The 25,995-nt window shown below is 73.5% G+C and carries 25 protein-coding genes; 11 read left to right on the top strand and 14 right to left on the bottom strand.

Annotated elements, in window-relative coordinates:
* The first annotated feature begins 22 nt into the window (after positions 1-22).
* On the top strand, positions 23-1,555 hold the full coding sequence (locus HC251_RS16030; protein ID WP_219941598.1) for an SDR family NAD(P)-dependent oxidoreductase: 1,533 nt from the start codon (positions 23-25) through the stop codon (positions 1,553-1,555).
* Between the two features lie 3 nt (positions 1,556-1,558).
* On the opposite strand, the gene HC251_RS16025 is transcribed toward HC251_RS16030, so the two are convergent.
* Genes HC251_RS16025 through HC251_RS16000 form a run of 6 tightly spaced genes read right to left on the bottom strand, consistent with a single transcriptional unit; the run spans position 1,559 to position 5,357 of the window.
* Entirely contained in the window at positions 1,559-2,095 is a 537-nt protein-coding gene (locus HC251_RS16025; RefSeq protein ID WP_219941597.1) for a GNAT family N-acetyltransferase, read from the bottom strand.
* Positions 2,092-2,949 carry a hypothetical protein gene (locus HC251_RS16020; protein ID WP_219941596.1) on the bottom strand — a complete coding sequence of 286 codons (858 nt, stop codon included), beginning with the start codon at positions 2,947-2,949 and terminating at the stop codon, positions 2,092-2,094. The genes HC251_RS16025 and HC251_RS16020 overlap by 4 nt, the downstream gene beginning before the upstream one ends.
* A gap of 42 nt (positions 2,950-2,991) precedes the next feature.
* Positions 2,992-3,462, bottom strand: coding sequence for an SRPBCC family protein (locus HC251_RS16015; protein ID WP_219941595.1), 471 nt, complete (start codon positions 3,460-3,462; stop codon positions 2,992-2,994).
* Positions 3,462-3,881 carry a DUF3237 family protein gene (locus HC251_RS16010; protein WP_219941594.1) on the bottom strand — a complete coding sequence of 140 codons (420 nt, stop codon included), beginning with the start codon at positions 3,879-3,881 and terminating at the stop codon, positions 3,462-3,464. Before HC251_RS16010 ends, HC251_RS16015 begins: the two co-directional genes overlap by 1 nt.
* A gap of 38 nt (positions 3,882-3,919) precedes the next feature.
* A complete protein-coding gene (locus HC251_RS16005; RefSeq protein WP_219941593.1) occupies positions 3,920-4,660 on the bottom strand; it encodes an EcsC family protein in 741 nt (246 codons plus the stop codon).
* A 10-nt stretch (positions 4,661-4,670) separates the two neighbouring features.
* Positions 4,671-5,357, bottom strand: coding sequence for a hypothetical protein (locus tag HC251_RS16000; protein ID WP_219941592.1), 687 nt, complete (start codon positions 5,355-5,357; stop codon positions 4,671-4,673).
* 71 nt (positions 5,358-5,428) lie between these two features.
* Here HC251_RS16000 and HC251_RS15995 point away from each other — a divergent pair, with 71 nt between their 5' ends.
* From HC251_RS15995 to HC251_RS15980, 4 genes are read left to right on the top strand one after another with little or no spacing between them, the layout of a single operon-like run.
* Positions 5,429-7,237: a class I SAM-dependent DNA methyltransferase gene (locus tag HC251_RS15995; protein ID WP_219941591.1), complete on the top strand. Its 1,809-nt coding sequence runs from the start codon at positions 5,429-5,431 to the stop codon at positions 7,235-7,237.
* Positions 7,234-8,325, top strand: a complete 1,092-nt coding sequence (locus HC251_RS15990; RefSeq protein WP_219941590.1) for an HNH endonuclease signature motif containing protein — start codon at positions 7,234-7,236, stop codon at positions 8,323-8,325. The genes HC251_RS15995 and HC251_RS15990 overlap by 4 nt, the downstream gene beginning before the upstream one ends.
* A 42-nt stretch (positions 8,326-8,367) precedes the next feature.
* Entirely contained in the window at positions 8,368-9,294 is a 927-nt protein-coding gene (locus HC251_RS15985; RefSeq protein ID WP_219941589.1) for a hypothetical protein, read from the top strand.
* 42 nt (positions 9,295-9,336) lie between these two features.
* Positions 9,337-12,849 carry a DEAD/DEAH box helicase family protein gene (locus tag HC251_RS15980; protein ID WP_219941588.1) on the top strand — a complete coding sequence of 1,171 codons (3,513 nt, stop codon included), beginning with the start codon at positions 9,337-9,339 and terminating at the stop codon, positions 12,847-12,849.
* A 1-nt stretch (position 12,850) separates the two neighbouring features.
* On the opposite strand, the gene HC251_RS15975 is transcribed toward HC251_RS15980, so the two are convergent.
* Positions 12,851-13,204 (bottom strand): hypothetical protein, encoded by a 354-nt coding sequence (locus tag HC251_RS15975; protein ID WP_219941587.1) that lies wholly within the window; start codon positions 13,202-13,204, stop codon positions 12,851-12,853.
* A 148-nt stretch (positions 13,205-13,352) separates the two neighbouring features.
* On the opposite strand from HC251_RS15975, the gene HC251_RS15970 reads away from it, so the two are divergent.
* The 3 genes from HC251_RS15970 to HC251_RS15960 are packed head-to-tail and all read left to right on the top strand — an operon-like array spanning position 13,353 to position 15,800.
* Positions 13,353-13,913, top strand: coding sequence for a hypothetical protein (locus HC251_RS15970; RefSeq protein WP_219941586.1), 561 nt, complete (start codon positions 13,353-13,355; stop codon positions 13,911-13,913).
* A complete protein-coding gene (locus HC251_RS15965; protein ID WP_219941585.1) occupies positions 13,910-15,100 on the top strand; it encodes a M91 family zinc metallopeptidase in 1,191 nt (396 codons plus the stop codon). Before HC251_RS15970 ends, HC251_RS15965 begins: the two co-directional genes overlap by 4 nt.
* The gene (locus HC251_RS15960) at positions 15,090-15,800 is read left to right on the top strand and encodes a hypothetical protein (RefSeq protein ID WP_219941584.1); all 711 of its coding nucleotides are present in this window, start codon (positions 15,090-15,092) and stop codon (positions 15,798-15,800) included. Before HC251_RS15965 ends, HC251_RS15960 begins: the two co-directional genes overlap by 11 nt.
* On the opposite strand, the gene HC251_RS15955 is transcribed toward HC251_RS15960, so the two are convergent.
* Complete coding sequence (locus HC251_RS15955; protein WP_219945731.1) at positions 15,797-16,957, bottom strand: cystathionine gamma-synthase; 1,161 nt, start codon at positions 16,955-16,957, stop codon at positions 15,797-15,799. The two genes, HC251_RS15960 and HC251_RS15955, sit on opposite strands and share 4 nt — an antisense overlap.
* 86 nt (positions 16,958-17,043) lie before the next feature.
* Positions 17,044-18,417, bottom strand: a complete 1,374-nt coding sequence (locus HC251_RS15950) for a cystathionine beta-synthase (protein ID WP_219941583.1) — start codon at positions 18,415-18,417, stop codon at positions 17,044-17,046.
* A 136-nt stretch (positions 18,418-18,553) separates the two neighbouring features.
* Here HC251_RS15950 and HC251_RS15945 point away from each other — a divergent pair, with 136 nt between their 5' ends.
* The 3 genes from HC251_RS15945 to HC251_RS15935 are packed head-to-tail and all read left to right on the top strand — an operon-like array spanning position 18,554 to position 20,990.
* Complete coding sequence (locus tag HC251_RS15945; RefSeq protein WP_219941582.1) at positions 18,554-19,795, top strand: acyl-CoA dehydrogenase family protein; 1,242 nt, start codon at positions 18,554-18,556, stop codon at positions 19,793-19,795.
* Positions 19,792-20,583, top strand: coding sequence for an SDR family oxidoreductase (locus HC251_RS15940; protein ID WP_219941581.1), 792 nt, complete (start codon positions 19,792-19,794; stop codon positions 20,581-20,583). The genes HC251_RS15945 and HC251_RS15940 overlap by 4 nt, the downstream gene beginning before the upstream one ends.
* The gene (locus tag HC251_RS15935; protein ID WP_219941580.1) at positions 20,580-20,990 is read left to right on the top strand and encodes a hypothetical protein; all 411 of its coding nucleotides are present in this window, start codon (positions 20,580-20,582) and stop codon (positions 20,988-20,990) included. The genes HC251_RS15940 and HC251_RS15935 overlap by 4 nt, the downstream gene beginning before the upstream one ends.
* A 40-nt stretch (positions 20,991-21,030) precedes the next feature.
* On the opposite strand, the gene HC251_RS15930 is transcribed toward HC251_RS15935, so the two are convergent.
* From HC251_RS15930 to HC251_RS15910, 5 genes are all read right to left on the bottom strand, one after another.
* Entirely contained in the window at positions 21,031-21,669 is a 639-nt protein-coding gene (locus tag HC251_RS15930; RefSeq protein ID WP_219941579.1) for a hypothetical protein, read from the bottom strand.
* A gap of 154 nt (positions 21,670-21,823) precedes the next feature.
* Complete coding sequence (locus HC251_RS15925) at positions 21,824-22,750, bottom strand: ABC transporter ATP-binding protein (RefSeq protein WP_219941578.1); 927 nt, start codon at positions 22,748-22,750, stop codon at positions 21,824-21,826.
* On the bottom strand, positions 22,747-23,844 hold the full coding sequence (locus tag HC251_RS15920) for an iron chelate uptake ABC transporter family permease subunit (protein WP_219941577.1): 1,098 nt from the start codon (positions 23,842-23,844) through the stop codon (positions 22,747-22,749). Before HC251_RS15920 ends, HC251_RS15925 begins: the two co-directional genes overlap by 4 nt.
* The gene (locus HC251_RS15915; RefSeq protein WP_219941576.1) at positions 23,841-24,947 is read right to left on the bottom strand and encodes an iron ABC transporter permease; all 1,107 of its coding nucleotides are present in this window, start codon (positions 24,945-24,947) and stop codon (positions 23,841-23,843) included. The genes HC251_RS15920 and HC251_RS15915 overlap by 4 nt, the downstream gene beginning before the upstream one ends.
* A gap of 4 nt (positions 24,948-24,951) precedes the next feature.
* A complete protein-coding gene (locus HC251_RS15910) occupies positions 24,952-25,989 on the bottom strand; it encodes an ABC transporter substrate-binding protein (RefSeq protein ID WP_219941575.1) in 1,038 nt (345 codons plus the stop codon).
* Between the last annotated feature and the right edge of the window lie 6 nt (positions 25,990-25,995).

Here is a 25,995-nt window from a genome sequence, read left to right as displayed (position 1 = left end):
GTCCGGCTGCCAACCTGGATCGGTGACGCCCGCCCCCGACGCCATCGACGCGGCCCGGCTCCGCGACGCCCTGGCGGTGCTCGAGGCCCTGGTCGCGGACCGGGAGCCGCTCGGGCTGCTCGACGACGACGAGCGGCGGCGCCTCCTCGCCGCCGCCGGCGACGTCTTCTCGCCCGACGTCGACCAGCGCCGGCAGCGGATCAAGGCCCGGCGCCGGCAGGAGAAGGCCGACAAGCTGCGGCGCGACGCCGAGGAGCTCGACCGCACCGGGATCCGGTCGCTGCGGGCCAAGCCCGTGTTCACCACCCCCAACGTCTTCCCGCCCGAGGGGCTCGACGCCGACCTGGTCGCGGCGGGCGAGGACGAGCACGTCGCCGACCGGGATCGGACCGACACCGACGAGCGGCACCACTGCTACGTGTGCAAGCAGCGCTACACCGAAGTCCACCACTTCTACGACCAGCTGTGCCCGCCGTGCGCGGCGTTCAACTTCGCCAAGCGGACCGAGACGGCCGACCTCCGGGGCCGGGTCGCCCTGCTCACCGGGGGGCGGGTCAAGATCGGCTACCAGGCCGGGATCAAGCTCCTGCGCGCCGGGGCCACGCTCGTGGTGACCACCCGGTTCCCCCGCGACGCCGCCCTCCGCTACGCGGGCGAGGCCGATGCGTCCGACTGGGCGGACCGGCTCGAGATCATCGGGCTCGACCTGCGCCACACCCCGAGCGTCGAGGAGCTGTGCCGCCACCTGGTCTCCACCCACGACCGGCTCGACGTGATCGTCAACAACGCCTGCCAGACGGTGCGGCGGCCGCCTGCCTTCTACCGCCACATGATGGAGCGCGAGCAGGCGTCAGCGCTCGACATGCCGGCCGAGGCCCGGGCCCTGCTCGGCGGGCACGACGGCGTGCGGGGCGTCGACATCGTGGACGCCGCCCCCGAGCCGGCGCTGGGCCTGGCGGCGGCCGAGCTCTCGCAGGCCATCCTGCTGCCCGAGGACCGCGAGGACGACAGCCGCCTGTTCCCCGAGGGCCACCTCGACCAGGACCTCCAGCAGGTCGACCTCCGCGACCGGAACTCCTGGCGGCTGCTGCTCCACGAGGTGTCGACGGTCGAGCTGCTCGAGACCCAGCTCGTCAACGCCGTCGCCCCGTTCGTGCTCAACGCCCGGCTCCGGCCGCTGATGGCGGCGACGCCGGGAGCCGAGAAGCACATCGTCAACGTGAGCGCGGTGGAGGGCCAGTTCTACCGCCGCTTCAAGACCACCCGTCACCCGCACACCAACATGGCCAAGGCCGCCTTGAACATGATGACCCGGACCTCGGCCGCCGACTACCTGGGTGACGGCATCCACATGAACAGCGTCGACACCGGCTGGGTGAGCGACGAGGACCCGGCCGACGTGGCGGCGCGCAAGCGGGCCGAGCACGGCTTCCACCCACCGCTCGACATCGTCGACGGCGCCGCCCGGATCGTCGACCCGGTGATCGACGGCCACAACACCGGCACCCACGTCTGGGGCCGGTTCCTCAAGGACTACCGCCCGACAGACTGGTAGCGCTCACCAATCGTCGCCCGGGCGCTCCTCGCAGGTGAGCGCCACGGTCAGATCCATGTCGGCGCTCGCCTCGCTGCGGAGCACCATGATGGCGCCGTCCTCGGCGGCGGTGCGATGGGCCGTGCCGTCGGCTCCTCGCACGAAGGTCAGGCCCCGCCACCGCTCCCAGCCGAGCCGCTCGTAGAACCCGTGCCGGCTCGTCGCCAGGGCGCCGAGCTCGTGGTGCCGCCGGACCAGCTCGTCGATCCGCGCCATGGCGGTCGAGCCGTGCCCGCGCCCCTGGACGTCGGGGTCGGTCGCCACCGACTCGACGTATCCGGCTGCGACGGCGTCGTCGCCGACCCACAGGGTGCGGCGGACGACCGCTGCGTGGGCGACGACCATGCCCTCCTCGACGACGAGCACGTGGTGGCCGCCCAGGCCGTGGACCCAGTCATGGTCGGTGAAGTCATCGAAGGCCCGGTCCATCAGGGTTCGCGTCTGGCGCAGCAGGGCGTCGTCGATCTCGGCCGTCCGTCCGACGAGGACCTCGGGGCTCACCCCGGGGGGCCGCCGAAGATGCCGCTCTTGAGCACGGCTCGGCCGTAGGGGCGGGCGACCTCGAGGAGCCGGGCGCAGCCCTCGTCGCCCAGCGCCTGCCACGGCGGGAGGGCGGCGGCGTCGGTGCGGTCCTCGATGCGCTGGCGCAGCTCCTTGCCCTCGGCGGTGAGGCGGTCCTCGTCGTCGATGAGGCCACGGGCCCGCACCCGGTCCTTGGCCGCGGCCCACTCCTCGTCGGAGAAGCCGCGGGTGCGCTGGAGGATCCAGTCGGGGAGGCCGAAGTCGTCGCTGGCGGCATGGGTGACCAGGACGTCGCCGTTGTCGAGGTTCTCCAGGGTCAGGGCGGCGACGTGGCCGTCGCCCCGGTGCTCGCGCAGGAGGGTGACGGCGTGGAACAGCTGGAGGTGCGGCTCCACCGGCCAGGGCAGGGCGGCGTGGGCGGCGTAGAGGGGCCGCCCCTCGTGGCGGCAGGCCTCGGCCGCGGTGCGGGCCAGGGCGGCGGCCTCGGCCAGCTCGGCGTCGTCGATCGACACGCCCTCGGCCTCGCCGATGACCCGGCGCAGGGTGGCGTCCGCCCCCCGGAGCCGGGCGGCCAGGACCTCGGCCGGCGTGGTGATGTCCCACGCCGCCGGGAGGGCGTTGCGCACCAGGTGGGGCTGGAAGTTGAAGAAGGTGGCGATGACCACCTCGGGACCGACCGCCCCCATCGCGGCGGCGCGGGAGGCGAAGTAGCCGTCCTGGCCGGTGAGCCCGAGGGTGGCGTACTCCTCGGCCGCCTCCGAGGAGAAGTAGATGAAGCCGTGCAGCGGCTCGAGCCTCTGGTACAGGTGCCGGGCGGTGGGGGCGTCGACCATGGCGAGGACCATATGCCCGGCACCTCCCGCTCGCCCGTTCGCTCAGGAGGCGAGGATCAGCTCCTCGATGCGGTCGAGGGCACGACGGGCGTAGCCCCGCCAGATCCGGGGGAAGGCGCGCAGGGGGACGGCCGCCGCCCCCGAGGTCGGGTGCAGGACCCAGGCCCACGTGATGCGCGAGCCGGTGCCGACGGTCTCGAACCGCCAGGTCCCCTCGATCCGGGCGATGAGGGGCTTGAGCGGCCCGCCGGCCACGGTGAGCTCGTAGGAGAACGAGTGGGGCGCGTCGACGGTCAGGAGGCGCTCCTCCATCGTCCCGCCGTCCGACGTCGTGATGGTCCGGGTCGCGCCCGGCGTGCCCCAGTCGTCACCCTGGTCGACCTCGACGATGGGCGGGATCGGCCCGTAGCGACGGTCGAACACCTCGGTGAGCGGGGTCGTGAAGCCGCCGCGGAAGGCGTCCTCGAGGGGGACCGGGTAGGTGCGGGAGCAGGACATGCTGATCGGCGCCATCAGCGGACCTCGGCGATCTCGTAGCGGACGTGGTCCCCGTCGAGGGTGCCCTTGGACACCGCTTGGACCAGGTTGAGCCAGGCGTAGCGCTCGTCGCCCGTCTCGAACTTCGGGGCGGCGTAGATCGGGTGGGCACCCGGCCCCTCGCGGAAGTCGCTGCGTCCGGTGTAGGTGACGTAGACGACGGCCCCGTCGTGGGTCTCGATCGTGAAGCGGACGTCGACGGTGGCGATCCCGCCCACGATCGTCACCCAGTCGGCGCCGGACGTGCCTCTGCCCCCGCCCCGGAGGCGGTCGCCCTCGACGACGATGCCGCCGACCTCGGCGACCACCCGGAGCCCCGACGGGCCCTCGCCCACCAGCACCTGGTCCGAGAGGGTGATGTCGACGTCGCAGAGGGGAACCAGCTCGATGGTCATGGCCGGCGACCGTACCGGCGCGTCGGCGGCCCCGCTGGTCAGGCTTCGTCGTCGCCCTTGGCCAGGTCGACCGTCGTCGCCAGCGTCGGGGTGGCGTCGGCGCGGGGGATCTGGCGGAAGAAGAGGTCGGCGTCGCGGATCAGCGCCTTCAGGCCGCGGTAGCTGGACGTGGCCCCGAAGACGGCCCCCACCCCGAACGGCAGGGCCTTGCCCAGCGCCAGCGCGCCCTTCTTGGTGCCGTAGCTCTTGAACACCTTCTTGGCCATGGCCTTGTTCATCTTCTTCATCGTCGCCGAGGTGGCGACCGAGGCGGCCTTCTTGCCCAGCTCCCGGGCCAGCTGGTCGAAGCTGGCGGCGGCGTCGTCGCCGAAGACGAGGACCGCGAGGATCCACGCCGTGCGCTCCTCGACCTCGGCCTCGGTGTGGCCGTGGATGGCGGCCACGGTGAGGATCAGGTCGGCGTTGCGCACCGTGACCCACCCGATGTCGGCCACGCCGGTGGCGAGCGCCGTGGCCGTGCCCGCCCCGGGCAGGGCAGCCACCGCACCGGTCGCGGTGCCCAGCCCGACCACCTCCTTCTGGAAGTGCTTGCGGACGGCGATGAGCTTCTGCTCGTGGGTCACGCCGAACAGCGCCGCGGCCCGCCGCTGGGCCGGCTCCCACCGGGACTCGGCGCCGGTGTGGACGGCGTCGATGACGGTGCGGGTGATCTCGTCGGGCGTGAGGCGGTCGCGCCACCCCTTGCCGTGACCCTCGCTGGATGCGGGGAGGTCGCTCACGGCGTCGAGGCTACGGCTGCGGGGTGGGCTCGGAGGTGGGCGGGGCGGCGGGGGCCGGGTCCCCGACCTGGCGGAAGAGGCCATCGGCATGGCGGGCGATGGCGCGGGCGCTGGCCCGGTTGGCCACGCCGCCGAACACGGCGCCGATCCCGAAGGGGAGCGCCTTGCCCACGCTGGCGGCCAGCCTCCGCAGAGCCCACTTGCTGATGAGCGCCCGCCCGAAGCCCTGGTTCAGGGCGGCGAGGGACCCGCCCGAGAGCCTCCCTCGGGCCCGGTCTTGGGCGGCCGCCTCCTGCGAGCCGAGGATCCGCGCCAGCTCGGGCGCCGCTTCGGCGCCGTAGCCGAGCACGGCGACGACCCATGCCTTGCGCACCACGGCCGGGGCGTCGGTGTGGCCGTGCACGGCGCCGATCGCCATCACGATGTCGCAGGCCCGGGTCGTGGTCCACGCCACGTCGGCGGTCGATGCGGCCAGCGAGGCGATCGTGCCGACCCCGGGCAGGGCGGCGACCCCTCCCGTGGCCGCGCCGACCGCGGCCAGCTCGGTGCTGAGGGAGTCGGTCACCCGGGCGACCCGCTCGTCTCGGTCTCCGGTCGCCGCCGCCGCCCGGCTCAGGGCCGCATCCCACCGGGTCTCGACCGCCCGGTCGATGGCCTTGAGCACCGTCGCCGCCATGGCCCTGTCCCGGATCCCCATGGCGGCAGGCTAGGGGTGTCGGCGGGTGTCCTAGCCTGCGAGGCCGGCGCACGGCTGGGCGGAGGAGACGAGTGGAGCGGTTCAGCGAGAAGGTCGCCTTCGTGTGGTCGGTGGCCGACCTCCTGCGGGGTGACTACAAGCAGTCGGAGTACGGGCGGGTCGTCCTCCCGCTGGTCACCCTTCGGCGGCTCGACTGCGTCCTCGCCCCGACCAAGGACCGGGTCCACGACACCTACGAGGCCCACACCGGCGGAGACGCGTCGCTCGACGCCAAGCTGTCCGCCATCACCGGCGTGAGGGGCGTGTGGAACCACAGCCGCTTCACGATCCACCGGCTGCTCGACGCCCCGGACGACCTGGAGCTGAACCTCCAGCAGTACATCCGGTCGTTCTCGCCGACCGTCACCGAGACCTTCGACCACTTCGGGTTCCCCGCCCAGGTCGAGCGGCTGGCCAAGGCCGGGCTGCTCTACCAGGTGCTGTCGCGCTTCGCCTCGGTCGACCTCCATCCCGACGCCGTCTCCAACGAGGAGATGGGCTACGTGTACGAGGAGCTGATCCGCCGCTTCTCGGAGCAGTCGAACGAGACAGCGGGCGAGCACTTCACGCCGCGCGAGGTGATCCGCCTGATGGTCGCCCTCCTCTTCAGCGAGGACGCCGAGGCGCTGTCGAGCCAGGGGGCGGTGGTCCGCGACCTCTACGACCCGGCGTGCGGCACGGGCGGCATGCTCACCGTCGCCACCGACTGGTTGCACGACGCCAACGAGAAGGCGACGCTGCGGACCTTCGGCCAGGAGCTCAACCCCGAGTCCTACGCCACCTGCCGCAGCGACATGCTGCTGAAGGGCGAGAACGCCGCCAACATCCACCTCGGCAACAGCTTCAGCGAGGACCACCTCGCCGGCGAGACCTTCCACTACATGCTCGCCAACCCCCCGTTCGGGGTGGAGTGGAAGAAGGTCGAGAAGGCGGTGCGCGACGAGCACGAGACGCTCGGCTTCGACGGCCGGTTCGGGGCGGGCCTGCCCCGCATCAACGACGGCTCGCTGATGTTCCTCCAGCACATGATCGCCAAGATGAAGCCCGTCGCCGACGGCGGCAGCCGGCTGGCGATCGTCTTCAACGGCAGCCCGCTGTTCACCGGCGCCGCCGGCTCGGGGGAGTCCGAGATCCGCCGCTGGATCATCGAGCACGACTGGCTCGAGGCGGTGGTCGCCCTGCCGGACCAGCTCTTCTACAACACCGGCATCTCGACCTACTTCTGGGTCGTCACCAACCGGAAGGCGCCCGCTCGCCGGGGCAAGGTCATGCTCGTCGACGCCCGCGACAAGTGGGTCAAGATGCGCAAGAGCCTGGGCGACAAGCGCAAGCAGGTGAGCGACGAGCAGATCGCCGAGATCACCCGGCTCTACGCCGACGGCGCCCACGACGAGCTGCGCGACGACGAGCGGGTGAAGGTCTTCCCGAACACGGCGTTCGGCTTCCAGCGCATCACCGTCGAGCGCCCGCTCCGCCTCCGCTGGGAGGTCACGCCCGAGACCGCGGCAGCCGTCGAGGCGGCCAAGCCCGTGGCCAAGCTCGACGACGACGCCCGGGGCGCCCTCCTCGCCGCCGTCACGGAGCGGGTGGGCTCGGCGTGGTCGTCCCTGGCCGAGGTGGCGCCGGTGGTGGCCGATCTCCTCGCTGTCGCCGGCGCCAAGGGCAAGCCGCTGGAGAAGGCGCTGCTCGACGCCCTCGCCGTGCGTGACCCCGACGCCCCCATGGTGACGGGAGCGAGGGGCGTGGTGCAGCCCGACCCCGACCTGCGCGACGCCGAGAACGTCCCCCTGCCCGACGTGCCGGTCACCTACGAGCCCGACGTGACCGAGCGTCCGACGTGACCATGTCTCAGGCGCTGCAGTCGATGCCGGTCGTGGAGGCTGCCTTCCGGTCCGGGCGCCTGGGCCGGGCCAAGGTCGTCCACCTTGTCGACGTGTGCACCCCGGAGCTGGCCGAGGTGTTCGCCGAGCACGAGGCCTACCTGGTCTCCGAGGTCGCCCGCCTGCGCGTCGACGGCGCCGGCCGGTTCCTGCGGGCCTGGCAGCAACAGGCCCGGCTCCACATCGGCTGGATCGATCCCGACGGACCCGAGCCCGGCGAGGCGCCCCGGGCCCGGGTCGACATGTCGCAGACCTTCGAGGGCCGGTGGGTCCTCGATGCCGAGCTCTGCGCCGAGGACGGCACCATCGTCCGCTCCGCCATCGACGCCGAGGTCGACGAGCTGTTCCGGGTCGGCACCTTCTCCGCCGTCGACGGGATGAGCCCGGCCGAGCGGCGAGGGTACGCCGTGGTCCAGATCTTCGCCCGCAAGGGCCGCCCCGGCACCAAGCACGGCGCCCCCCGCCCGTCGGTCGAGGTCATCTGCGACGAGCGAACCCTCCAAGGCCTTCCCATCGACGACGACGAGGACCTCCGCACCCGCATCTGCGAGCTCATCGACGGCACCCCGCTCGCCCCCGCCTCCCTCCACCGCCTCCTCTGCGGGGCCGACGTGCACCGGCTGGTCATCGCCGCCGACGGCGAGGTCCTCGACGCCGGCAAGGACATCAGGCTCGCCAACCGGGCCCAACGCCGAGCACTCCGGTTCCGCCACGCGAGGCACTGCGCCTTCCCCGGCTGCGAGGCCCCCACCGACTGGACCGAGGCCCACCACGTCACCGAGTACGACCCCGATCCGTCGAACGATCGCGGCCGGACCGACATGGGCAACCTGGTCCCGCTGTGCCGCTACCACCACCACAAGGTGCACGAGGGCGGGTTCACCCTGATCCTCACCCCCGACGGTCAGGTCCGGGTCGAGCGTCCACCCGACGCCGCCGGCCGACGATGTCGCATCACCCCCGCCCGCCCCCACCGTCGGCCCGTCGAGACCGACCCCCTCCACGCCCTCGCTCGTCGGCGCATCAAAGAGCTCATCTCGTCTCGTTGACTGCCGACGAACCCACTGACGACGCGACCTGGGGAGGACGCAGTGGGGGAAGAGAAGGACGTCGGGTGGGACGGCGGCTGGGGTGAGATGGTCGACCACGGCCATGACCTGGGCGAGTACATGCTCACCGCCCCGCACCCGTACGACCGGGACGACGGCTACATCCCGCCGCCGCGATGGGAGACTCGCCACGAGCTGATCTCGCGGCCCTTCGCCGACCCCGCCTCGATGATGGACGAAGGGCTGACGGTCGACTTCGACCCGGCCGGTGGCCGTCCACCGATCAGCCCCACCTCCGCGAAGGGAAAGGCCAAGAGGAAGCGCACCCCGCCGCCGGTGACCGCGACGCAGGCTCGCGACGAGCTGGCGAGGCGGAAGCGCAACCGAGCGGCCAGGAAGCGACCCGGCGGAATAGTCGTGCCCGTCGTCCCCAGCCTCAACCATGTGGCGTCGATGTCGAAGCACGACCTCCAACGGATCGCTGGCAGTGCGCCAACGGCCGCTCCGGCGAAGCCGGGCCGACCTCCTCGCTCACCCATCGCTTCGCTGCAGCCGGAGGGTCCAAGCGGCGTCAGCGGACAGCAGCCTGAAGGGGTCGTGACCGGGCGGGTGCAGGCGAGAGCGGCCAACACTGCCCGGCGGCTCGGCATGAGCACCGAGCAAGTCCTCATGGTCGTCCGCGGGAAGGGGTCCCGAGGGCACCTCGCCCAGAACCTCGGGTGGGATGTCGCCCAGGTGAAGCGGGTGCAGGAGGCCTACGCGCATCAGGTGCGAGCCTCGAACGCTCCGTCGACCCGGCCCGTAGCAAAGAGGGCGAGCCCCAGAACCCCGGCGGTGAAACCGCGCATGAGCCGCCCGGCGCCGGAGTCGTTCGCCAAGCCGCTCTGGGTTGCCGGGAAGGCGCCCACCACGACCTGCGCCTCATGCGGCGTCGCCATCAACGTCAACGGCGGCTGCCGCTGCTCCTAGCTCACGCCTAGCATCGGCCGTTCGGCGAGCAGGGGAGCGGCGATGCCAGGGATGCACTCGGAGGAGGCGTTCGAGGAGGCCATCGAGGCCTGGCTGGTCGACCACGGCGGGTACCAGTCGGGCGCCGCCTCGTACGTCGACCCGGTCCTCGGCATCGACACGGCGACGCTGTTCGAGTTCATCGGGCAGACCCAGATCCCCGAGTGGAACCGGCTGATCGGGCTGCACGGCGGGGCCGACGAGGCGCAGCGCCGCTTCCTGGCCCGACTGGCGGCCCAGCTCGACGAGCGCGGCACCCTCGAGGTCCTGCGGCACGGGGTCGAGGATCTCGGCGTCCAGATCCGCCTGGCGTACATGCGCCCCTCGTCAGGGCTGAACCCGACCCTCGACGAGCTATACGCAGCCAACCGGCTGACGGTCGTCCGCCAGCTCCACCTGCCGAGCCACCCCGGCCAGTCGGTCGACCTGACGCTGTTCGTGAACGGGCTGCCCGTCGCCACCGCCGAGCTCAAGAACCCGCTCACCGGCCAGAGCATCGATCACGCCATCCGCCAGTACGGCGAGCGCGACGGCACCGACGTCGTCCTGCGCCGCTGCGTCGTCCACTTCGCCGTGGACCCCGACCAGGTGAAGATGGCGACGCGCCTCGCCGGCCGCCAAACCGTCTTCCTCCCGTTCAACCAGGGCTCGGCCGGGCCCGGGGAGCCGGGGGGAGCGGGCAACCCGAGCCGGGACGGCTACGCCACCGCCTACCTCTGGCAGGAGGTGTGGCGAAGGGATCCGTGGCTCGACCTCCTCGCCCGCTTCGTCCACGAGGCCCAGTCCGAGCCGGGCCGCAAGGGGCGAGCCGCCCGGCGCGACGGCAAGGTGATCTTCCCCCGGTTCCACCAGTGGCACGCGGTGCGGGCGCTCACCGCCCACGCCCGCGAGCACGGTGCGGGTCATCGCTACCTCGTCCAGCACTCGGCTGGCTCGGGCAAGTCGAACACCATCGCCTGGCTTGCCCATCGCCTGGCCAACCTCCACGACGGCGACGACGACAAGATCTTCGACAAGGTCGTCGTGATCACCGATCGCACGGTGCTCGACCGCCAGCTCCAGGACACGATCTACCAGTTCGAGCGCACTCACGGCGTCGTGGCCCGCATCGACACCGACTCCAACCAGCTGGCCGAGGCGCTCAGCGGGGCTGAGGCCAAGATCGTCGTCACCACCCTCCAGAAGTTCCCCTTCGTCGTCGACAAGGTCGGCGACCTGACCGGGCGCCGCTTCGCCGTGCTGATCGACGAGGCCCACTCCTCCCAGGGCGGCGACAGCGCCACCGCGATGACGGCTGTCCTGACCGGTGGTTCCGCGACCCCGGTGGCCGAGGTCGAGGCCGAGGCCGACGAGCCCCCCGACGGGCAGGACCAGGTGGCCGCCGCCCTCGCCGCCGCGGTCGCGGCGCGCGGCCCGCAGGCGAACCTCTCGCTCTTCGCCTTCACCGCGACGCCCAAGGCTCGCACGTTGGAGATGTTCGGCTCGTCCCCCGAGGGCACCTCGATCCGCCGCGCCACGCACGTGTACTCGATGCGCCAGGCCATCGAGGAGGGCTTCATCCTCGACGTCCTACGCAGCTACACGACCTACGCCACCTACTACCGGATCGAGAACGCAGGCCTGGGAGACCCCGAGGTCGACAAGAAGAAGGCGGCCGCCAAGATCGCCGCCTACGTCTCGCTGCACGACGAGGTGTCCGCCCAGAAGGCCCGCATCGTGGTCGAGCACTTCCGGCAGCACACCGCGCCGATGATCGGCGGGCGGGCCAAGGCCATGGTCGTCTGCCGAACGCGACCCCACGCCCTCCACATGTACCGAGCCATCCGGGCCTACGTCGCCTCCCACGGCATCACCGACGTGTCCACGCTCGTCGCCTTCAGCGGCACGCTGGACGACCCCGACACGGCGTCGACGGTCAGCGAGGCCGGGCTCAACGGCTTCCCCGAGAGCGAGACGGCCCGCCGCTTCGCCACCGACGAGCACCAGATCCTGGTCGTCGCCGAGAAGTTCCAGACCGGCTTCGACCAGCCTCTCCTCCACACCATGTTCGTCGACAAGCCGCTGAAGGGCGTCAATGCGGTGCAGACGCTCTCCCGCCTCAACCGGACGACGGCTGGGAAGGACAGCACCTTCGTCCTCGACTTCGTCAACGACGCCGAGGCCATCAAGCGGGCGTTCGAGCCGTTCTACGACGCGTCGAGCGCCCTCCCGACCGACCCGAACGCCCTCTTCGACGCCCGCGTCGACCTGGACCGCTACGACGTGATCCGCGACGTGGACGTCGACGCCCTGGCCGCGGCCTGGTACCGCCTCCCGCCGGTCGACCGCGCCCGCAGTGGCGCCCACGAGGCGCTCTACGCGCACCTCGACCCGGCGCTCGCCCGGTTCCGCGACCTCGACGACGACGACCAGGAGGCCTTCCGCGCCGCCCTCGACCGGTTCGTGTCGCTCTACACGTTCGTCACCCAGATCGTGCCCCTGGCCAACACCGATCTGGAGAAGCGCTACCGCTACTGCCGGCTGCTCGCCCTTCGCCTCCCGGCCCGCGCCGGAGTGGCGCTCGACCTCGATGTCGCCCTCACCCACCTCCGCGTGGCCGAGAAGGGTCGAGAGGAGATCGAGCTCACCGGCGACGCCGAGCCCCTGGTCGCCTTCCCCGAGGACGGCGGCGGGTCGCGCTACCTCCCGGGCTTCGAGCCCCTGTCGGCGGTCATCGCCCGGTTCAACGAGGCGTTCGGCGGCCAGATCTCCGAGGCCGACCGGCTGTTGGTGGAAGGCCTGGGAGCGAGGATGGTCGAGGATCCCTTGCTCCAGGCCCAGGCCGTCGCCAACGACGAGGGGCAGTTCGCATCGGTGGTGGAGGACCGGTGGTCGGAGTTCGTGGCCGACCACATGAAGGGAAACGAAGCCCTCCTCATCCGGCTGCTCGATGAGCCAGATCTGGCTGACGCGGCTAAGGCGCAGCTCCGGCCGTGGCTCCAGAAGCGGGCACGCGTCCTGCACGACTCGTCGGCCCCCATCTCGCAGCTGCTTGGCCGGGACGAGTCGGAGACGCTCGAGCTGAAGTCGACGCTCCGGTGGGACCTGAAGGCCCACGCCAAGAACCGGGCGCTCGAGCAGGCGTCGATCAAGACCGTCGGCGCCTTCCTCAACAGTCCCCACGGAGGCGTCCTGCTCATCGGCGTCGACGACCACGGCGAGGTGGTCGGGCTCCAGCACGACTACGCCACGTTCGACCGGCCCGACCACTCGGATACCGACGTGTTCCAGCTGCACCTCACCCAGCTCCTCATCAGCGCCTTCGGCGAGGCGGCGACGAGCCTGGTCTCCGTGGCCCTCCACCAGGTCGACGACCGCGACGTGGCGCGGGTCCACGTCGAGCCCGCCGGGTTCCCGGTCTTCCAGGACGTGAAGGGCGTGCGAACCCTCTTCGTGCGCCTCGGCAACGCGACCCGGGCCGTCACCGACTCGGCTGAGATCGATCGCTACGTCGGGATCCGGTGGCCCCGACCCTGACTCAGGCGACGCGGCGGGGGAGGCCGGGGCGGTGGGCGGCGTCCCAGGACCGCTGCTCGGCGGCGCGGGTGTCCTGGGCGGTCCGCGCCGCCGCCATGGCGCCGGCGATCGCCTGGCGGAGGGAGGTGAGGGCGATGACGGCATCGAGGGTGGCGGCGCCGAGGTCGGTGTCGGCGGCGGTGAAGTCGTCGGCGTAGGCGCCCCGGAACTCGGCGCTCGCCCGGCGGGCGGCCGTCGCCCGGGCCGACGAGGTGTCGGCGGCGACGGCCTGGGCCCGGTCGAGGGCGAGGATCGCCGCCTGGGCAGCGGCGTGGTCGAAGGCGATGTCGGGGGGTCGCGGTCCGGCGGGGTCCATGGCGGTCTCGTACCCCATCCCGCCCCTGGAGATGCACGGAAGGTCTTGAGATGCACTCAGACATCGTGTGTTTCCGGCAGTCGCTGGCGGGGAACGAACGCCGGCGATGCCGACGACGTCCGCGGATCCGAGCCACCTGGACGGGTACGTGGACGCGGCCGGGGAGGGCACCGGGCGGCTGGCGGCGGCGGCGGGCGAGCTGCGCGCCGCGCTCGACGCCTTCCGGGCCTCGGCGGGGCGCTCGACGTTCCTGGCCGACGTCCCCGAGGTCGATCTCGACCTCACCTTCCTGGGCCGTCGCTGGGAGCGGCTGGCGACCTGGCTCGACGGGGTCAGCCGGGCCTTCGCCGCCGCCGACGGCGGGTCCGGCGGCACCCTCACCCTCGACGACAGCGTGCTGGCCGTGGGGCCGGGTCGCTGGGCCCCTCCGGAGGTCGAGGCCCTGGTGCGGGACGGCCGGCTCGTCGTCGACACCGGCTCCGGCGACGACCGGGTGTGGGTCCTCGACGGCCCCGACGGGCTGGTGGTCGTCGTCAACGGTCGCAGCTACCGCTTCACCGGCACCAGCGGAGAGGTGCTGGTGCGGACCGGGACGGGGAACGACACCGTCGGCGACGTGCCGTTCGTGACGCCCCCCACCGGCGACGGGTTCGCGGTCGACGGCGGGGCCGGCGACGACCTGCTCGTGGTCACCGGGGTGCCGCCGTGATCCGCGGCGGCCGGGGCAACGACACCGTCCGGGGCGGCGCCGGCGACGACCGGCTCCTCGGCGGCGAGGGCGACGACCGCATCGAGGGCGGCGCCGGCGACGACCGGGCCCACGGCGGCGAGGGAGACGACGTGGTCGACGGTCACGGCGGCGACGACTGGGTCGAGGGTGGTGGCGGTGACGACCTCCTCCACGGCGAGGACGGCGACGACCTCCTGGCCGGTGGGGACGGGCGCGACCACGTCGACGGCGGCTTCGGCGCCGACACCCTCCGCGGCGGCGCCGGCGCCGACGTCCTCTCCGGCGGCATGGACGACGACGTGGTCGACGGTGGCCTGGGCGCCGACGTGGTGTACGCCGGCCCCGGCGCCGACCACGTGCACGGCGGCGCCGGCGCCGACGACCTCCACGTCGAACCCGGTGACGTGGTCGCCGACGCGGGACGCACCGACGAGGTCCGGGAGGCTCCCGTCGACCTCACGCTGCTGGCCGACATCACCGTCGAGCCCCCGTCGGGCCCCGTCTACCAGCGCATCCTGTCCGACCTCGTCACCCTGGCCTCGACGGTCGCCGGGGCCCGCCTCCTCGAGGGGCTGCGGGGGGTCGCCGTCACGGTGGCGTCGCACCACCCCGACCCGGCGATCGACGCCGGCATGCCCACCGACGCCTTCGACGGCGACATCGACCTGGTGCTCTACCGCCTGGGTGACGACGAGGCCGGGTTCGGTGCCGACCCGGGCCGCGTCCTCTCGTACTCCCCGCTCGTCGCCCTCCACCACGAGCTGGTCCACGCCTACGACGACGCCCACGGCATCGAGGTCGACGGCGCCTACCTGGGCGAGGACGCCGAGCAGATCCCCACCGAGGTGACGGTCGACGGCCGCCTCGTCGTCCTCGACCGGGACCGGGACGGGCAGGTCGACCACGGCGAGCTGCTCGAGGTGCTCGACGACGACGGCGACGGTGACCTGTCCGACGACGAGCTCGACCTGGACGACGACGGCGAGGTCGACGCCGGCGACGGATGGGTCCTCAACACCGAGCGGGTGACCGTCGGGCTCCCGGTCGACCACGACCACGACCCGACCACGCCCGACGTGCCGGCGGGCGAGGAGGGACGCGGGACCGGGCTGGATGAGAACACGCTCCGCGACGAGCTGGGCGTACCGCGCCGCGATGCCTACTGAGCTGCTGGTGCCCGAGCGCCGGTCGCACCCGGCGTGGATGCCCCTGACCGTCGTGCTGGTGGCGCTGGCGACGGTCGGTGTGGCTGGGGCCGTGCACCGTCCTCGCTGGGACCTGCCGCCGCTCCCCCCGCCCGCCGTGCCGGGGCTGAAGCTGTCCGCCGTGGTCCACGTCCGCCCCGGCGACCCGGTGTGGATCGCCCTCGAGCTGACCAACGAGACCCGCCCCGGGGTGCGGGTCAGCGTGCCGGCACGCGAGGGCGCGTGGGACGTCCCCGCCCTCAGGGCGTGGGCGCCGGGCGGAGGCATCGTCCTCACGGTCGGCGCCGCCCGCCGGACGGAACCGACCTCGGCGGGATCGCCCCCGGAGGTCTACGACGGCACCACCCGTCCACCTCGCCCTCCGCCGCCGCCGCCGGGGCCCCCGGCCCAGGACCCGTCCCCCTCGCTGGTGAACGCCGAGGTCCACGGCGGACGCTTCACGATCGAGGTCGCCCCGGGGGGCACCGTCACCGGTCGGGCGACGGTGACGCCGTGGCCCGAACGGCGTTCTGACGACGCCGAGGTGGCGAACGAGGGCGACGTGCGCGTCGCGCCCCGCGTCCGGGTCTGCGTCCTGGTCAACGTCACCGACGGCTGGCGCAACCTCCGCGGCCTCGACGGGCCGCCCGCCGTGTGCACCGACGTGGTGCCCCGTCGCTAGCCCAGGGCCTGGTCCAGGTCGGCGAGGAGGTCGTCGACCGCCTCGATGCCCACCGACAGGCGCACCAGGTCCGCCGGCACCTCGAGGGCGGTGCCCGCCACCGACGCGTGGGTCATGCGGGCCGGGTGCTCGATCAGGCTCTCGACCCCGCCCAGCGACTCGGCGAGGGTGAAGACCCGGGCCCGCTCGCACATCCGCAGGGCGGCCTCCTCGCCGCCCGCCAGGCGCACGCTCACCATGCCACCGGGCCGGCGCATCTGGCGGGCGGCCACCTCGTGACCGGGGTGGTCGGCGAGGCCGGGGTAGAGGACCGCGGCGACGTCGGCGCGCTCGGCCAACCAGGCGGCGACGGCGGCGGCGTTGTCGCAGTGCCGGTCCATGCGCACGGCGAGCGTCTTGGCCCCCCGCAGGACGAGCCACGAGTCGAAGGGCCCGGGCACCGAGCCGAGGGCGTTCTGGTGGTAGCGCAGCCGCTCGCCCAGCTCGGCGTCGGCCGCGACGAGGGCCCCGCCCACGACGTCGGAGTGGCCGCCGAGGTACTTGGTGGTCGAGTGGGCGGCCACGTCGGCGCCGAGGACGAGGGGCTGCTGGAGGTACGGCGAGGCGAAGGTGTTGTCGACGACCAGGAGCGCCCCGGCCTCGTGGGCGACCTCGGCCAGGGCGGCGATATCGGCCAGGCCGAGCAGCGGGTTGGTCGGCGTCTCGCACCACACCACGCGGGTCGGGCCCTTGTCGGAGCGGCACGCGGCGGCCACGGAGTCGAGGTCCGTGAGGTCGACCGAGGTGTGTTGGACGCCCCACCGCTCGAGCACCTGGGCGAACAGGCGGTAGGTCCCCCCGTAGGCGTCGCTGGGCACCACCACGTGGTCGCCGGGTGCGCACACCGTCCGCAGCAGCGTGTCCTCGGCGGCGAGGCCGGAGGCGAAGGCCAGCCCGACGGCCCCGCGCTCGAGGGCGGCGAGGCAGGTCTCGAGGGCCGTGCGGGTGGGGTTGGCCGACCGCGAGTACTCGTAGCCACCCCGCAGCCCGCCCACCCCGTCCTGGGCGTAGGTCGAGGTCTGGTGGATGGGGACGGCGACGGCTCCGGTGGTGGGGTCGGGCTCCTGGCCGGCGTGGATGGCGAGGGTCTCGAACGACCAGTCGCCGCTCGTGCCCATGCTCTCGGGTCGCTCGTTGCGCTCGCTCATGCCGCCTGGTCGCTCGCTGCGCTCGCTCATGCCGCCTGGTCGCTCGCTGCGCTCGCTCATCGGCTGGTGGCCATGAAGCCGAGGACGTCCTGGCGGGAGAGGATCCCGCGGGGCGTGCCGTCGGTGACGACGAGGACGGCGTCGGCCTTGTGCAGCTCCTCGAGCAGCGCCGAGAGGGGCTCGCCCGAGCCGATCAGCGGCAGCACCGGCGACATGTGGTCCTCGATGCTGTCGTCGACGGTGGCGGCCCCGCTCACCAGCAGGTCGAGCAGATCCTTCTCGTCGATCGTGCCCGCCACCTCGGCCGCCTTCACCGGCGGCTCGGCCCGCACCACCGGCATCTGCGACACGCTGAACTCGCGCAGGTAGGCGATGGCCGAGCCGACGGTCTCGTGCGGGTGGACGTGCACCAGCTCGGGCCGGTCCCCGACCTTGCTCCGGAACACCTCGCCGACGGTCGGCTCCCCGTGGCTCGTGTCGAGGAAGCCGTAGTCGGCCATCCACCCGTCGTCGAAGATCTTCGACAGGTAGCCCCGACCGCCGTCGGGCAGCAGCACCACCACCACGGCGTCGTCGTCGGCCTCCGCCGCCACCCGGGCCGCGGCCACCACGGCCATGCCGCACGACCCCCCGACCAGGAGGCCCTCCTCGCGGGCGAGGCGCCGGGTCATGGTGAAGCTGTCGCGGTCGCTGACGGCGATGACGCGGTCGGGCACGCTCGGGTCGTAGGCGGAGGGCCAGAAGTCCTCGCCCACCCCCTCCACGAGGTAGGGCCGGCCGCTGCCCCCGGAGTACACCGAGCCCTCGGGGTCGGCGCCGATGACCTGCACCCGCCCATCGCTCACCTCCTTGAGGTAGCGGCCGGTGCCGGTGATGGTGCCGCCCGTCCCGATGCCGGTCACGAAGTGGGTCACCCGACCCTCGGTGTCGGCCCAGATCTCGGGCCCGGTGGTCGCGGTGTGCGAGGCCGGGTTGTTGGGGTTCGAGTACTGGTCGGGCTTCCACGCCAGGGGGATCTCCCGGACGAGCCGGTCCGACACCGAGTAGTAGGAGTCGGGGTGCTCGGGGGCGACCGCGGTGGGACAGACCACCACCTCGGCGCCGTAGGCGCGCAGCACGTCGATCTTGTCGCCCGACACCTTGTCGGGGCAGACGAACGTGCAGCGGTAGCCCCGCTGCTGGGCCACGATGGCCAGGCCGACACCGGTGTTGCCGCTCGTCGGTTCGACGATGGTGCCGCCGGGCTGGAGCGACCCGTCGGCCTCGGCGGCGTCGATCATCCGGACGGCGATGCGGTCCTTCACCGATCCACCGGGGTTCAGGTACTCCACCTTGGCCAGGACGGTGGGGCCGGCGGACGGCACCACCTTCCGCAGCCGCACCAGTGGCGTCCCCCCGATGAGGTCGATCACGGACTCCGCGTAGCGCATGGCCTCAGCGTGCCAGCCCGGCGCCCGACCTGCTCACGGGCGGCTCGCCCCCGGACGAGCCGGGCCGGCCGATCGGCCCGTGACCCGAACGACGGTTCCGGTACCTGACGGGGCGTCAGATACGCTCGCCGCCGTCATGGACCTGCACTTCAGCGCCGACGACGAGGCCTTCCGGGCCGAGGCCCGAGCCTGGCTGACCGAGGCGCTGGACGGTGAGTTCGCCGTGGTCCGGGGCCGCGGCGGGCCGGGCGACGAGCACTCGCTGTTCGACGAACGCCTGGCGTGGGAGCAGCACCTCGGCGCCCACGGCTGGGTCGGCGTGGGCTGGCCGGCGGCCGACGGCGGCCGGGACCTGAGCCTCCACCAGCAGGTGATCTGGTACGAGGAGTACGCCCGGGCCCAGGGCCCGGGGCGGCTCGGGCACATCGGCGAGGGCCTGGTCGGCCCGACCGTCATCCACTTCGGCACCGACGAGCAGCGGGCCCGCTTCCTCCCGGGGATCAGGGCCGGCACCGAGCTGTGGTGCCAGGGCTACTCCGAGCCCGACGCCGGCAGCGACCTGGCCAACATCTCGACCCGGGCCGAGCGCGACGGCGACGGCTGGGTCCTCCACGGGCAGAAGGTCTGGACCTCGCTCGCCCAGTGGGCCCAGTGGTGCTTCGTGCTCGCCCGCACCGACCGGCAGGCCCCCAAGCACCGGGGGATCTCCTTCTTCATGGTGCCCATGGACCAGCCCGGCATCGAGATCCGGCCCATCCGCCAGGTCACGGGCACGGCGGAGTTCAACGAGGTGTTCTTCGACGGCGCCCGGGCCACCGACGCCGACCTCATCGGCGGCGTCGACCAGGGCTGGGGGGTGGCCATGGGCCTGCTCGCCTTCGAGCGGGGGGCGTCGACCCTCGGCCAGCAGCTGGCCTTCCGCAACGAGCTCGACGCCGTGGTCCAGGGGCTGCGGTCGTCGGGCCGGCTCGACGATCCCGTCGTGCGGCAGCGGGTCGTGCGGCTCCACGCCGGGCTCGAGATCATGCGGTGGAACACCCTCCGGGTCCTGTCGACCTCGGCCGACACGCCCCGCGAGGCCCTCATCACCAAGCTCTACTGGGCGTCCTGGCACCGGGCCCTCGGCGAGCTGGCCGTGGACGCCGCCGGGGCCTGGGGCCTCGTCGGCGACCCCGCGGCCGCCGAGCGCGCGGGTGCCGAGCCGTCTGGCCACTCGGCTGGCGCCTCGCCGGCCGGCGACGAGCTGACCGACGCCCAGCGGCTGTTCCTCTTCACCCGCTCGGACACGATCTACGGCGGCTCGAACCAGATCCAGCGCACCATCATCGGCGAGCGCGGGCTCGGGCTGCCCCGCGAACCCCGCCAGGAGGACCCGTGACCGACCTGACCTCAGCTCCCCCCTACGAGCCTGCTCATGGGTTGCTCGCGGACAAGGGGGTCGTCGTCACCGCCGCCGCCGGCACCGGGATCGGGTCCGCCGTGGCCCGCCGCGCCCTGGAGGAGGGGGCTCGCGTGCTGATCTCCGACCTCCACGAGCGGCGGCTGGGGGAGACGGCCGACCGGCTCGAGGCCGAGACGGGGACCCGGCCGGCGACGGCGCTGTGCAACGTGACCGTGCAGGACGAGGTCGATGCCCTCGTCGCCGCGGCCGCGGCCGAGCTGGACGGGATCGACGTCCTGGTCAACAACGCCGGCCTGGGTGGGACCGCCAACCTGGTCGACATGACCGACGAGCAGTGGTCGGTGGTCCTCGACGTGACCCTCACCGGGACCTTCCGGGTGACCCGCGCCGTCCTCCGGCACCAGCGCGACCGGGGGCGGGGCGGCGTGATCGTCAACAACGCCTCGGTCCTGGGGTGGCGGGCCCAGGAGGGCCAGGCCCACTACGCCGCGGCCAAGGCCGGGGTCATGGCCCTGACCCGCTGCGCCGCCGTCGAGGCCGCCGCCTTCGGGGTCCGGGTCAACGCGGTGGCGCCCAGCCTGGCCATGCACCCGTTCCTCGCCAAGGTGACGAGCGACGACCTGCTGGCCGAGCTCACCCAGCGCGAGGCCATGGGCCGGGCCGCCGAGCCGTGGGAGGTGGCCAACGTCATCGTGTTCCTCGCCAGCGGCTACTCGTCGTACATGACCGGTGAGGTCGTGGCCGTGTCGAGCCAGCACCCGTGAGCGGGTCGACCGTGGTGCTCGACGGCCTCGACGCGGTGCGGGCCGCGGCCGGCACCGCCCTGGGCCCGACCGCGTGGGTGGAGATCACCCGGGACCGGCTGGACGCCTTCGCCGCCGCCTGCCCCGGGGCGCCCCCGCCGTGGCTGCTGCTGTCGATGACGAACCTGTTCATGCCCGAGATGGTCGAGGTGACCGGGGTGAGCGCCGGGCTCAACGTCGGGACCGGAGAGGTCCGCTTCGCCGAGGCGCCCGTCGCCCCCGGGACCCGGGTCCGGGCCGTGGGCGAGATCACCGCCGCCGACGAGGCCCGGGGCGGGGTCCAGACCACGATCCGCATCCGGGTCGAGGCCGACGGCGTCGCCGACCCTCTCCTCACCGTCGACGCCCTCTCCCGCTGGCTGGCCTGATCGCTGCTGCACGGATCGCCTCGGAGGCGATCCGTGAGCGCTACTGCTTGGTGAGGTCGGGACCCTGGGCCGCGACCCAGTCGATGGCCACGTCGTGGGGGCCGGCGGCGCCGACCTTGACGGGGACCTTGGCCCCGGGGAACACCAGGGGCAGGGCGGCGGCGGGGAACGGGTTGCCGACCTGGACCTGGTAGGGCTGGCCGTCCATCGGGATCACCGTGAGGGTGAACACGTGCACGTCGTGGCCCTCGTGGTTGCGGACCCCCAGGGGCGCGTTGGCCACGACGACGGCCTCGGCCGGTGTGCCGGTGGCGAGGATGGCGGCGGCGCCGCCGTCGGGCGACGGGCCCATGGTGACCACCGGCGGGTCCTCGCCGAACACGACGGCGATGCGGCTGCCGTCCTGGGGGTCGACGCGGACGGCCACGGCCACGCCCCCGCCCAGCTGGGGCAGGACCACCTCGTGCACCCGCTGGCGGCACCGGGTCACGTAGGGCTGGCCCCCGTCCATGAAGACCTGCACGGCGAGGTCGCACACCCGGTACTGGTCGGGCCCGAAGGCCACCCCGGCCCCGTTGACGTCGACCCCGACGATCAACCCCCGCGCCGGGATCCCCCGGCTGACCAGGTCGCTGTCGACCCCTCCTGTGAACCCCCTGATGGAGTCGAACAGCCCCATGGCTCGCCCCTTCGTGCGTCGTGCGTCGTGGCGCCCACTGTGGGGCCGGGCGCGATCGGGCACATGAGCAGTCCCCGCGCAATCCTCCGACGTGAGCGACGCGCGCGAGGCGATGGGCCCGGCCCGCTCCGTCGCCGGACCGCGGGCCCACGGGTCAGCGGCGCGGGCGGGGGAGGACCAGCGGCGTGCCGGTCAGCGGGTCGGGGACGATCCGGCAGGCCAGGCCGAAGACCCGCTCGACGAGATCGGCCGTCACCACCTCCGAGGGTGGCCCCTCGGCCACGATCGCCCCGTCGGCCATGGCGATCAGGTGGTGGGCGTAGCGGGCGGCCAGGTTGAGGTCGTGGAGGACGAGGACGACCGTGCGGCCCTCGTCCTCGTTCAGGTCGGCCAGGAGGTCGAGCACCTCGACCTGGTGGGCCAGGTCGAGGTAGGTGGTCGGCTCGTCGAGCAGGAGCAGCGGCGTGCCCTGGGCGAGGGTCATGGCGATCCACACTCGCTGGCGCTGGCCGCCCGACAGCTCGTCGACGGCCCGGTCGGCCAGGTCGGCGGTGCCGGTCACGGCGAGGGCGCGGGCCACCGCGGCCCCGTCCTCCGGGGACCACTGGCGGTACCAGCGCTGGTGGGGGAAGCGGCCCCGCCCGACGAGGTCCGAGACGGTGATGCCGTCGGGCGCGGTGGGTGTCTGGGGCAGCAGGCCGACGCGGGTGGCGACCTCGCGGGTCGGGAGCGAGTGGATGTCGTGCCCGTCGAGCAGGACGGACCCGGCGACCGGCTTGAGCAGCCGGCCCAGGCCGCGCAGGAGGGTCGACTTGCCGCAGGCGTTGGCCCCCACGATCACGGTGATCTGCCCGGTCGGGATCGACACGTCGATGCCGGGGACGACGATCCGGCCGCCGTAGGACAGGGCGACGCCGGCCGCCCGCAGGTCGCCCGCGGACGTCTCGGGCGGCGGGGCCAGGGTCGAGGCGTGGACGTGGGCGGCGGCCCGGGGGTCGGGAGGCCCGCCCGGCGCGCCGGTCGAGCGGCCTGGGGCGGCGGCCGGCGAGGCGCCGGCCGAGTGGCCCAGGTGACGGGTCATGCGCCCCTCCCGATGCGGTTGGACAGGGCCAGCAGGACGAGGAGGTACGGCGCGCCGAGGATGGCGGTGACGATGCCCACGGGGAGCTCCGAGGGGGCGATGATCCGCTTGGCGGCCAGGTCGGAGAGCCCCAGCAGGAGGGCCCCGAGGACCGCCGCCGGGAGGAGGCCGACGGTGCGGCCGCCGGTGAGGCGGCGGGCGATGTGGGGGGCGGCCAGGGCGACGAACACGATCGGCCCGCTGGCCGAGACGGCGACGGCGGCGAGGCCCACGCCGACGAGGAGCAGGAGGCCGCGCACCCGCTCGACGCGGGCGCCGAGGGCGCGGGCGGCGTCGTCGCCCAGCTCGAGCATCCGCAGCTGGCGGGCGAGGACCAGCGCCGCCGGGGTGAGGACGGCCAGCGCCGTCCAGAGGGGCTGGACGTCGTCCCAGCCGGCCCCGCTGACGTCGCCGGCGAGCCACAGGGCGGCCCGGGCGGCGTCGTAGATGTCGGCCTTGGTGAGCAGCCACGACGTGACCGCGCTCATGAAGGCGCCGACGGCGATGCCGATCAGGATCAGCCGGTAGGTGGACACGCCGGCCTTCCACGCCAGCAGGTAGACGGCGAGGGCGGCCAGGCCGGCGCCCACGAGCGACCCGGCGGCGACCTGGGTGGGGGATCCGGCGAACACGACGATGACGGCGACGGCGCTGGCCGCCGCCCCGCTGTTGACCCCGATGAGGTCGGGGCTGGCGAGGGGGTTGCCGGTGATGCGCTGGAAGATGGCGCCGGAGAGGCCGAAGGCGGCGCCGACCGACGCGGCCAGCGTGGCGCGGGGGAGGCGCAGCTCGTGGATGACCAGCCGCTCGGGGTCGACGCCCTGGCCGGCCAGGGTGCGGATCACCTCGGAGAGGGCGATGGGGTAGTCGCCCACCGAGACCGACCAGCACAGGACGAGGAAGGCGAGGGCCCCGGCGCCCAGGGAGATGGCCACGGCCCGCAGGTCGACCCGGGCCGAGACCGGACCCAGCCGGATGCACAGGGCCCCCCGGGGGCGCATGTCGGGGGGCAGGCGGACGGCGCCGGTCTCCTGCGGGGCGGGGGTGGCGATCACAGGCCGGCCAGGTCCTTGCGGCGGATGATGGCGATGAAGCCCGGGGTCCCGATGACCGCCGTCATGATGCCGACCTGGACCTCGCCGGGTCGGGCGATGAGCCGACCCAGGGTGTCGGCGCCGAGCAGGAGGGTGGGGGCGAGCACCAGCGACCAGGCCAGGATCCAGCGGTAGTCGGGCCCGCAGATGGACCGGGCCACGTGGGGGATGACGAGGCCGACGAAGACGATGGGCCCGGCCCCGGCCACCGCCGCCCCGCACAGCACGATGATGGCCAGGGCGGTGCTGATGCGGGCCCAGACCAGGCTCAGGCCCAGCCCGCGGGCCAGGTCGTCGCCGAGCGCCAGGCCGTTGAGCGACCGACCCCGGCTGAGGCCGAAGAGGATGCCGACGACGATGAACGGGGCGACGGCCCTGACCACGTCGCTCTCCCGCCCGGCCAGCGAGCCCACCGCCCAGAACCGGTACTCGTTGAGCGTCGCCTGGTTCGACAGCAGGACGGCCTGGGTGAGGGCGAGCAGCAGGGCGCTCATCGCCGCCCCCGCGAGGGCCAGCTTCACCGGCGAGGCCCCGCCCCGCCCCAGCGAGCCCAGGGCGTAGACGACCGCGCCGGCCACGGCGGCGCCGGCGAAGCCGAACCACACGTAGCCCATGGCGCCCTCGATGCTGACCGTGTTGATGCCGACGACGACCGCCAGCGAGGCACCGGCCTGCACGCCGAGGATGCCGGGGTCGGCCAGCGGGTTGCGGGTGAGCCCCTGGATGAGGGTCCCGGTCATGCCCAGCGCGGCGCCCACGAGGAGCCCGAGGATGGTCCGGGGGCCGCGGAGGCTGCGCACCACCGACCAGTCGCGCGCCGCGTCGGGGTCGGTGGGTCGGGCGGCGACGAGCGCGTCCCACACCCGCCCGAACGGGACGGGGCGGGCGCCGAGCGCCAGCGAGCAGCCGACGGCCAGCACCAGGACGGCGAGCGCCACCGCCAGGCCGAGCGAGCGGGACCACCCGCCCCGCAGCAGCCCGCGCCGCGGCGGTCGGACGGCGGCGGGGGCCTCGGGGTCGCGGGCGACCACGACCGCCGGCTTGGCGAGGGTGGGTGACGTCACGGCTTCAGACGACGTCGGGGTCGGCGGCCTCGACCACCTCGGTGAGGTCGGTGAGGATCCGGGCCAGGTTGGCGTAGCCGGGGGCGAGGGTGACCTCCCACCGGGCGACCTGGTCGGCCTCGATGGGCGGGATCGAGCGGGCCGCCTCGGGGATCTGCTCGACGATCTGGTCGACCGAGCCGACGCGGGAGTCGGCGAGGAGGACGTCGGCGGTGTACGTGTCGATCTGCTCCCAGCTGAGGGTCTCCCAGTACTGCTCGTCGGTGTCGGGCTCGACGATCTCCATGCCCAGCTCCTGGTAGGTGAGCAGGTCGGAGTAGCCCGACGGCACCGCGACGTAGAGCTGGTCGACGGTGCCGCTGGCGGCCATGAAGGTGAGCCCGGGCTTGGCCTCGAGGGCGGCCCGGAGGTCGGCCTCGGCCGTCTCGTAGGCCTCGATGGCCTCGGTCGCCTGGGCGCCCTCGGGGTCGACACCCAGGGTCACGGCCAGGTCGAGGACCCGGTCGGCCATCGCCCGCATGTCCTTGCCCGGGATGGTGATGGCGACGACCGGTCCGGCCCGCTCGACGTCGTCGACGAGGTCCTCGTTGACGCCCCAGTACTGGCCCTCCTCGTAGGAGGGGACGACGATGATGTCGGGGTCGAGGAGCTGGAGCCGCTCGGTGTTGACCTCGCCGTAGACGTCGCCCAGGGACTCCATGGCATCGGGGTCGGCCAGGCCCAGGGGGTCGGTGGTGCCGTCGGGCAGCTCGCGCTGGCCGAAGGTGGCGTCGACCTCGATCCCGAGGTCCCACAGGGCCCCCGCCATGCTCACCTCGGCGACGATGGTCTCGGGGACCTCGTCGAGCTCGTGGGTGACGTCGAAGTCGTCGGTGAAGGTCCACGGGCCGTCGGCGGCCGTGGTCCCGGAGCCCGCCTCCTCGGTCGCGTCGGCGTCGGTGGCCTCGTCGTCGGCGTTGGACGACCCGCTGCACGCGACGGCGAGGCCGGTCACGAGCAGGAGGGCGAGCAGACGGAGGCGGGGGGTGGCGGCCCTGTTCATGGCGTG

This window comes from Iamia sp. SCSIO 61187, assembly GCF_019443745.1.
GTDB lineage: Bacteria > Actinomycetota > Acidimicrobiia > Acidimicrobiales > Iamiaceae > Iamia.
This window is presented reverse-complemented; position numbering and strand designations above follow the sequence as displayed.

Excerpts from the sequence above, each read along its gene's own strand:
- HC251_RS16020 (WP_219941596.1), bottom strand. The coding sequence starts at position 2,949 with ATGGTCGACGCCCCCACCGCCCGGCACCTGTACCAGAGGCTCGAGCCG.
- HC251_RS16015 (WP_219941595.1), bottom strand. The coding sequence starts at position 3,462 with ATGGCGCCGATCAGCATGTCCTGCTCCCGCACCTACCCGGTCCCCCTC.
- HC251_RS16010 (WP_219941594.1), bottom strand. The coding sequence starts at position 3,881 with ATGACCATCGAGCTGGTTCCCCTCTGCGACGTCGACATCACCCTCTCG.
- HC251_RS16000 (WP_219941592.1), bottom strand. The coding sequence starts at position 5,357 with ATGGGGATCCGGGACAGGGCCATGGCGGCGACGGTGCTCAAGGCCATC.
- HC251_RS15980 (WP_219941588.1), top strand. The coding sequence starts at position 9,337 with ATGCCAGGGATGCACTCGGAGGAGGCGTTCGAGGAGGCCATCGAGGCC.
- HC251_RS15975 (WP_219941587.1), bottom strand. The coding sequence starts at position 13,204 with ATGGACCCCGCCGGACCGCGACCCCCCGACATCGCCTTCGACCACGCC.
- HC251_RS15960 (WP_219941584.1), top strand. The coding sequence starts at position 15,090 with ATGCCTACTGAGCTGCTGGTGCCCGAGCGCCGGTCGCACCCGGCGTGG.
- HC251_RS15955 (WP_219945731.1), bottom strand. The coding sequence starts at position 16,957 with ATGGGCACGAGCGGCGACTGGTCGTTCGAGACCCTCGCCATCCACGCC.
- HC251_RS15950 (WP_219941583.1), bottom strand. The coding sequence starts at position 18,417 with ATGCGCTACGCGGAGTCCGTGATCGACCTCATCGGGGGGACGCCACTG.
- HC251_RS15945 (WP_219941582.1), top strand. The coding sequence starts at position 18,554 with ATGGACCTGCACTTCAGCGCCGACGACGAGGCCTTCCGGGCCGAGGCC.
- HC251_RS15930 (WP_219941579.1), bottom strand. The coding sequence starts at position 21,669 with ATGGGGCTGTTCGACTCCATCAGGGGGTTCACAGGAGGGGTCGACAGC.
- HC251_RS15925 (WP_219941578.1), bottom strand. The coding sequence starts at position 22,750 with ATGACCCGTCACCTGGGCCACTCGGCCGGCGCCTCGCCGGCCGCCGCC.
- HC251_RS15910 (WP_219941575.1), bottom strand. The coding sequence starts at position 25,989 with ATGAACAGGGCCGCCACCCCCCGCCTCCGTCTGCTCGCCCTCCTGCTC.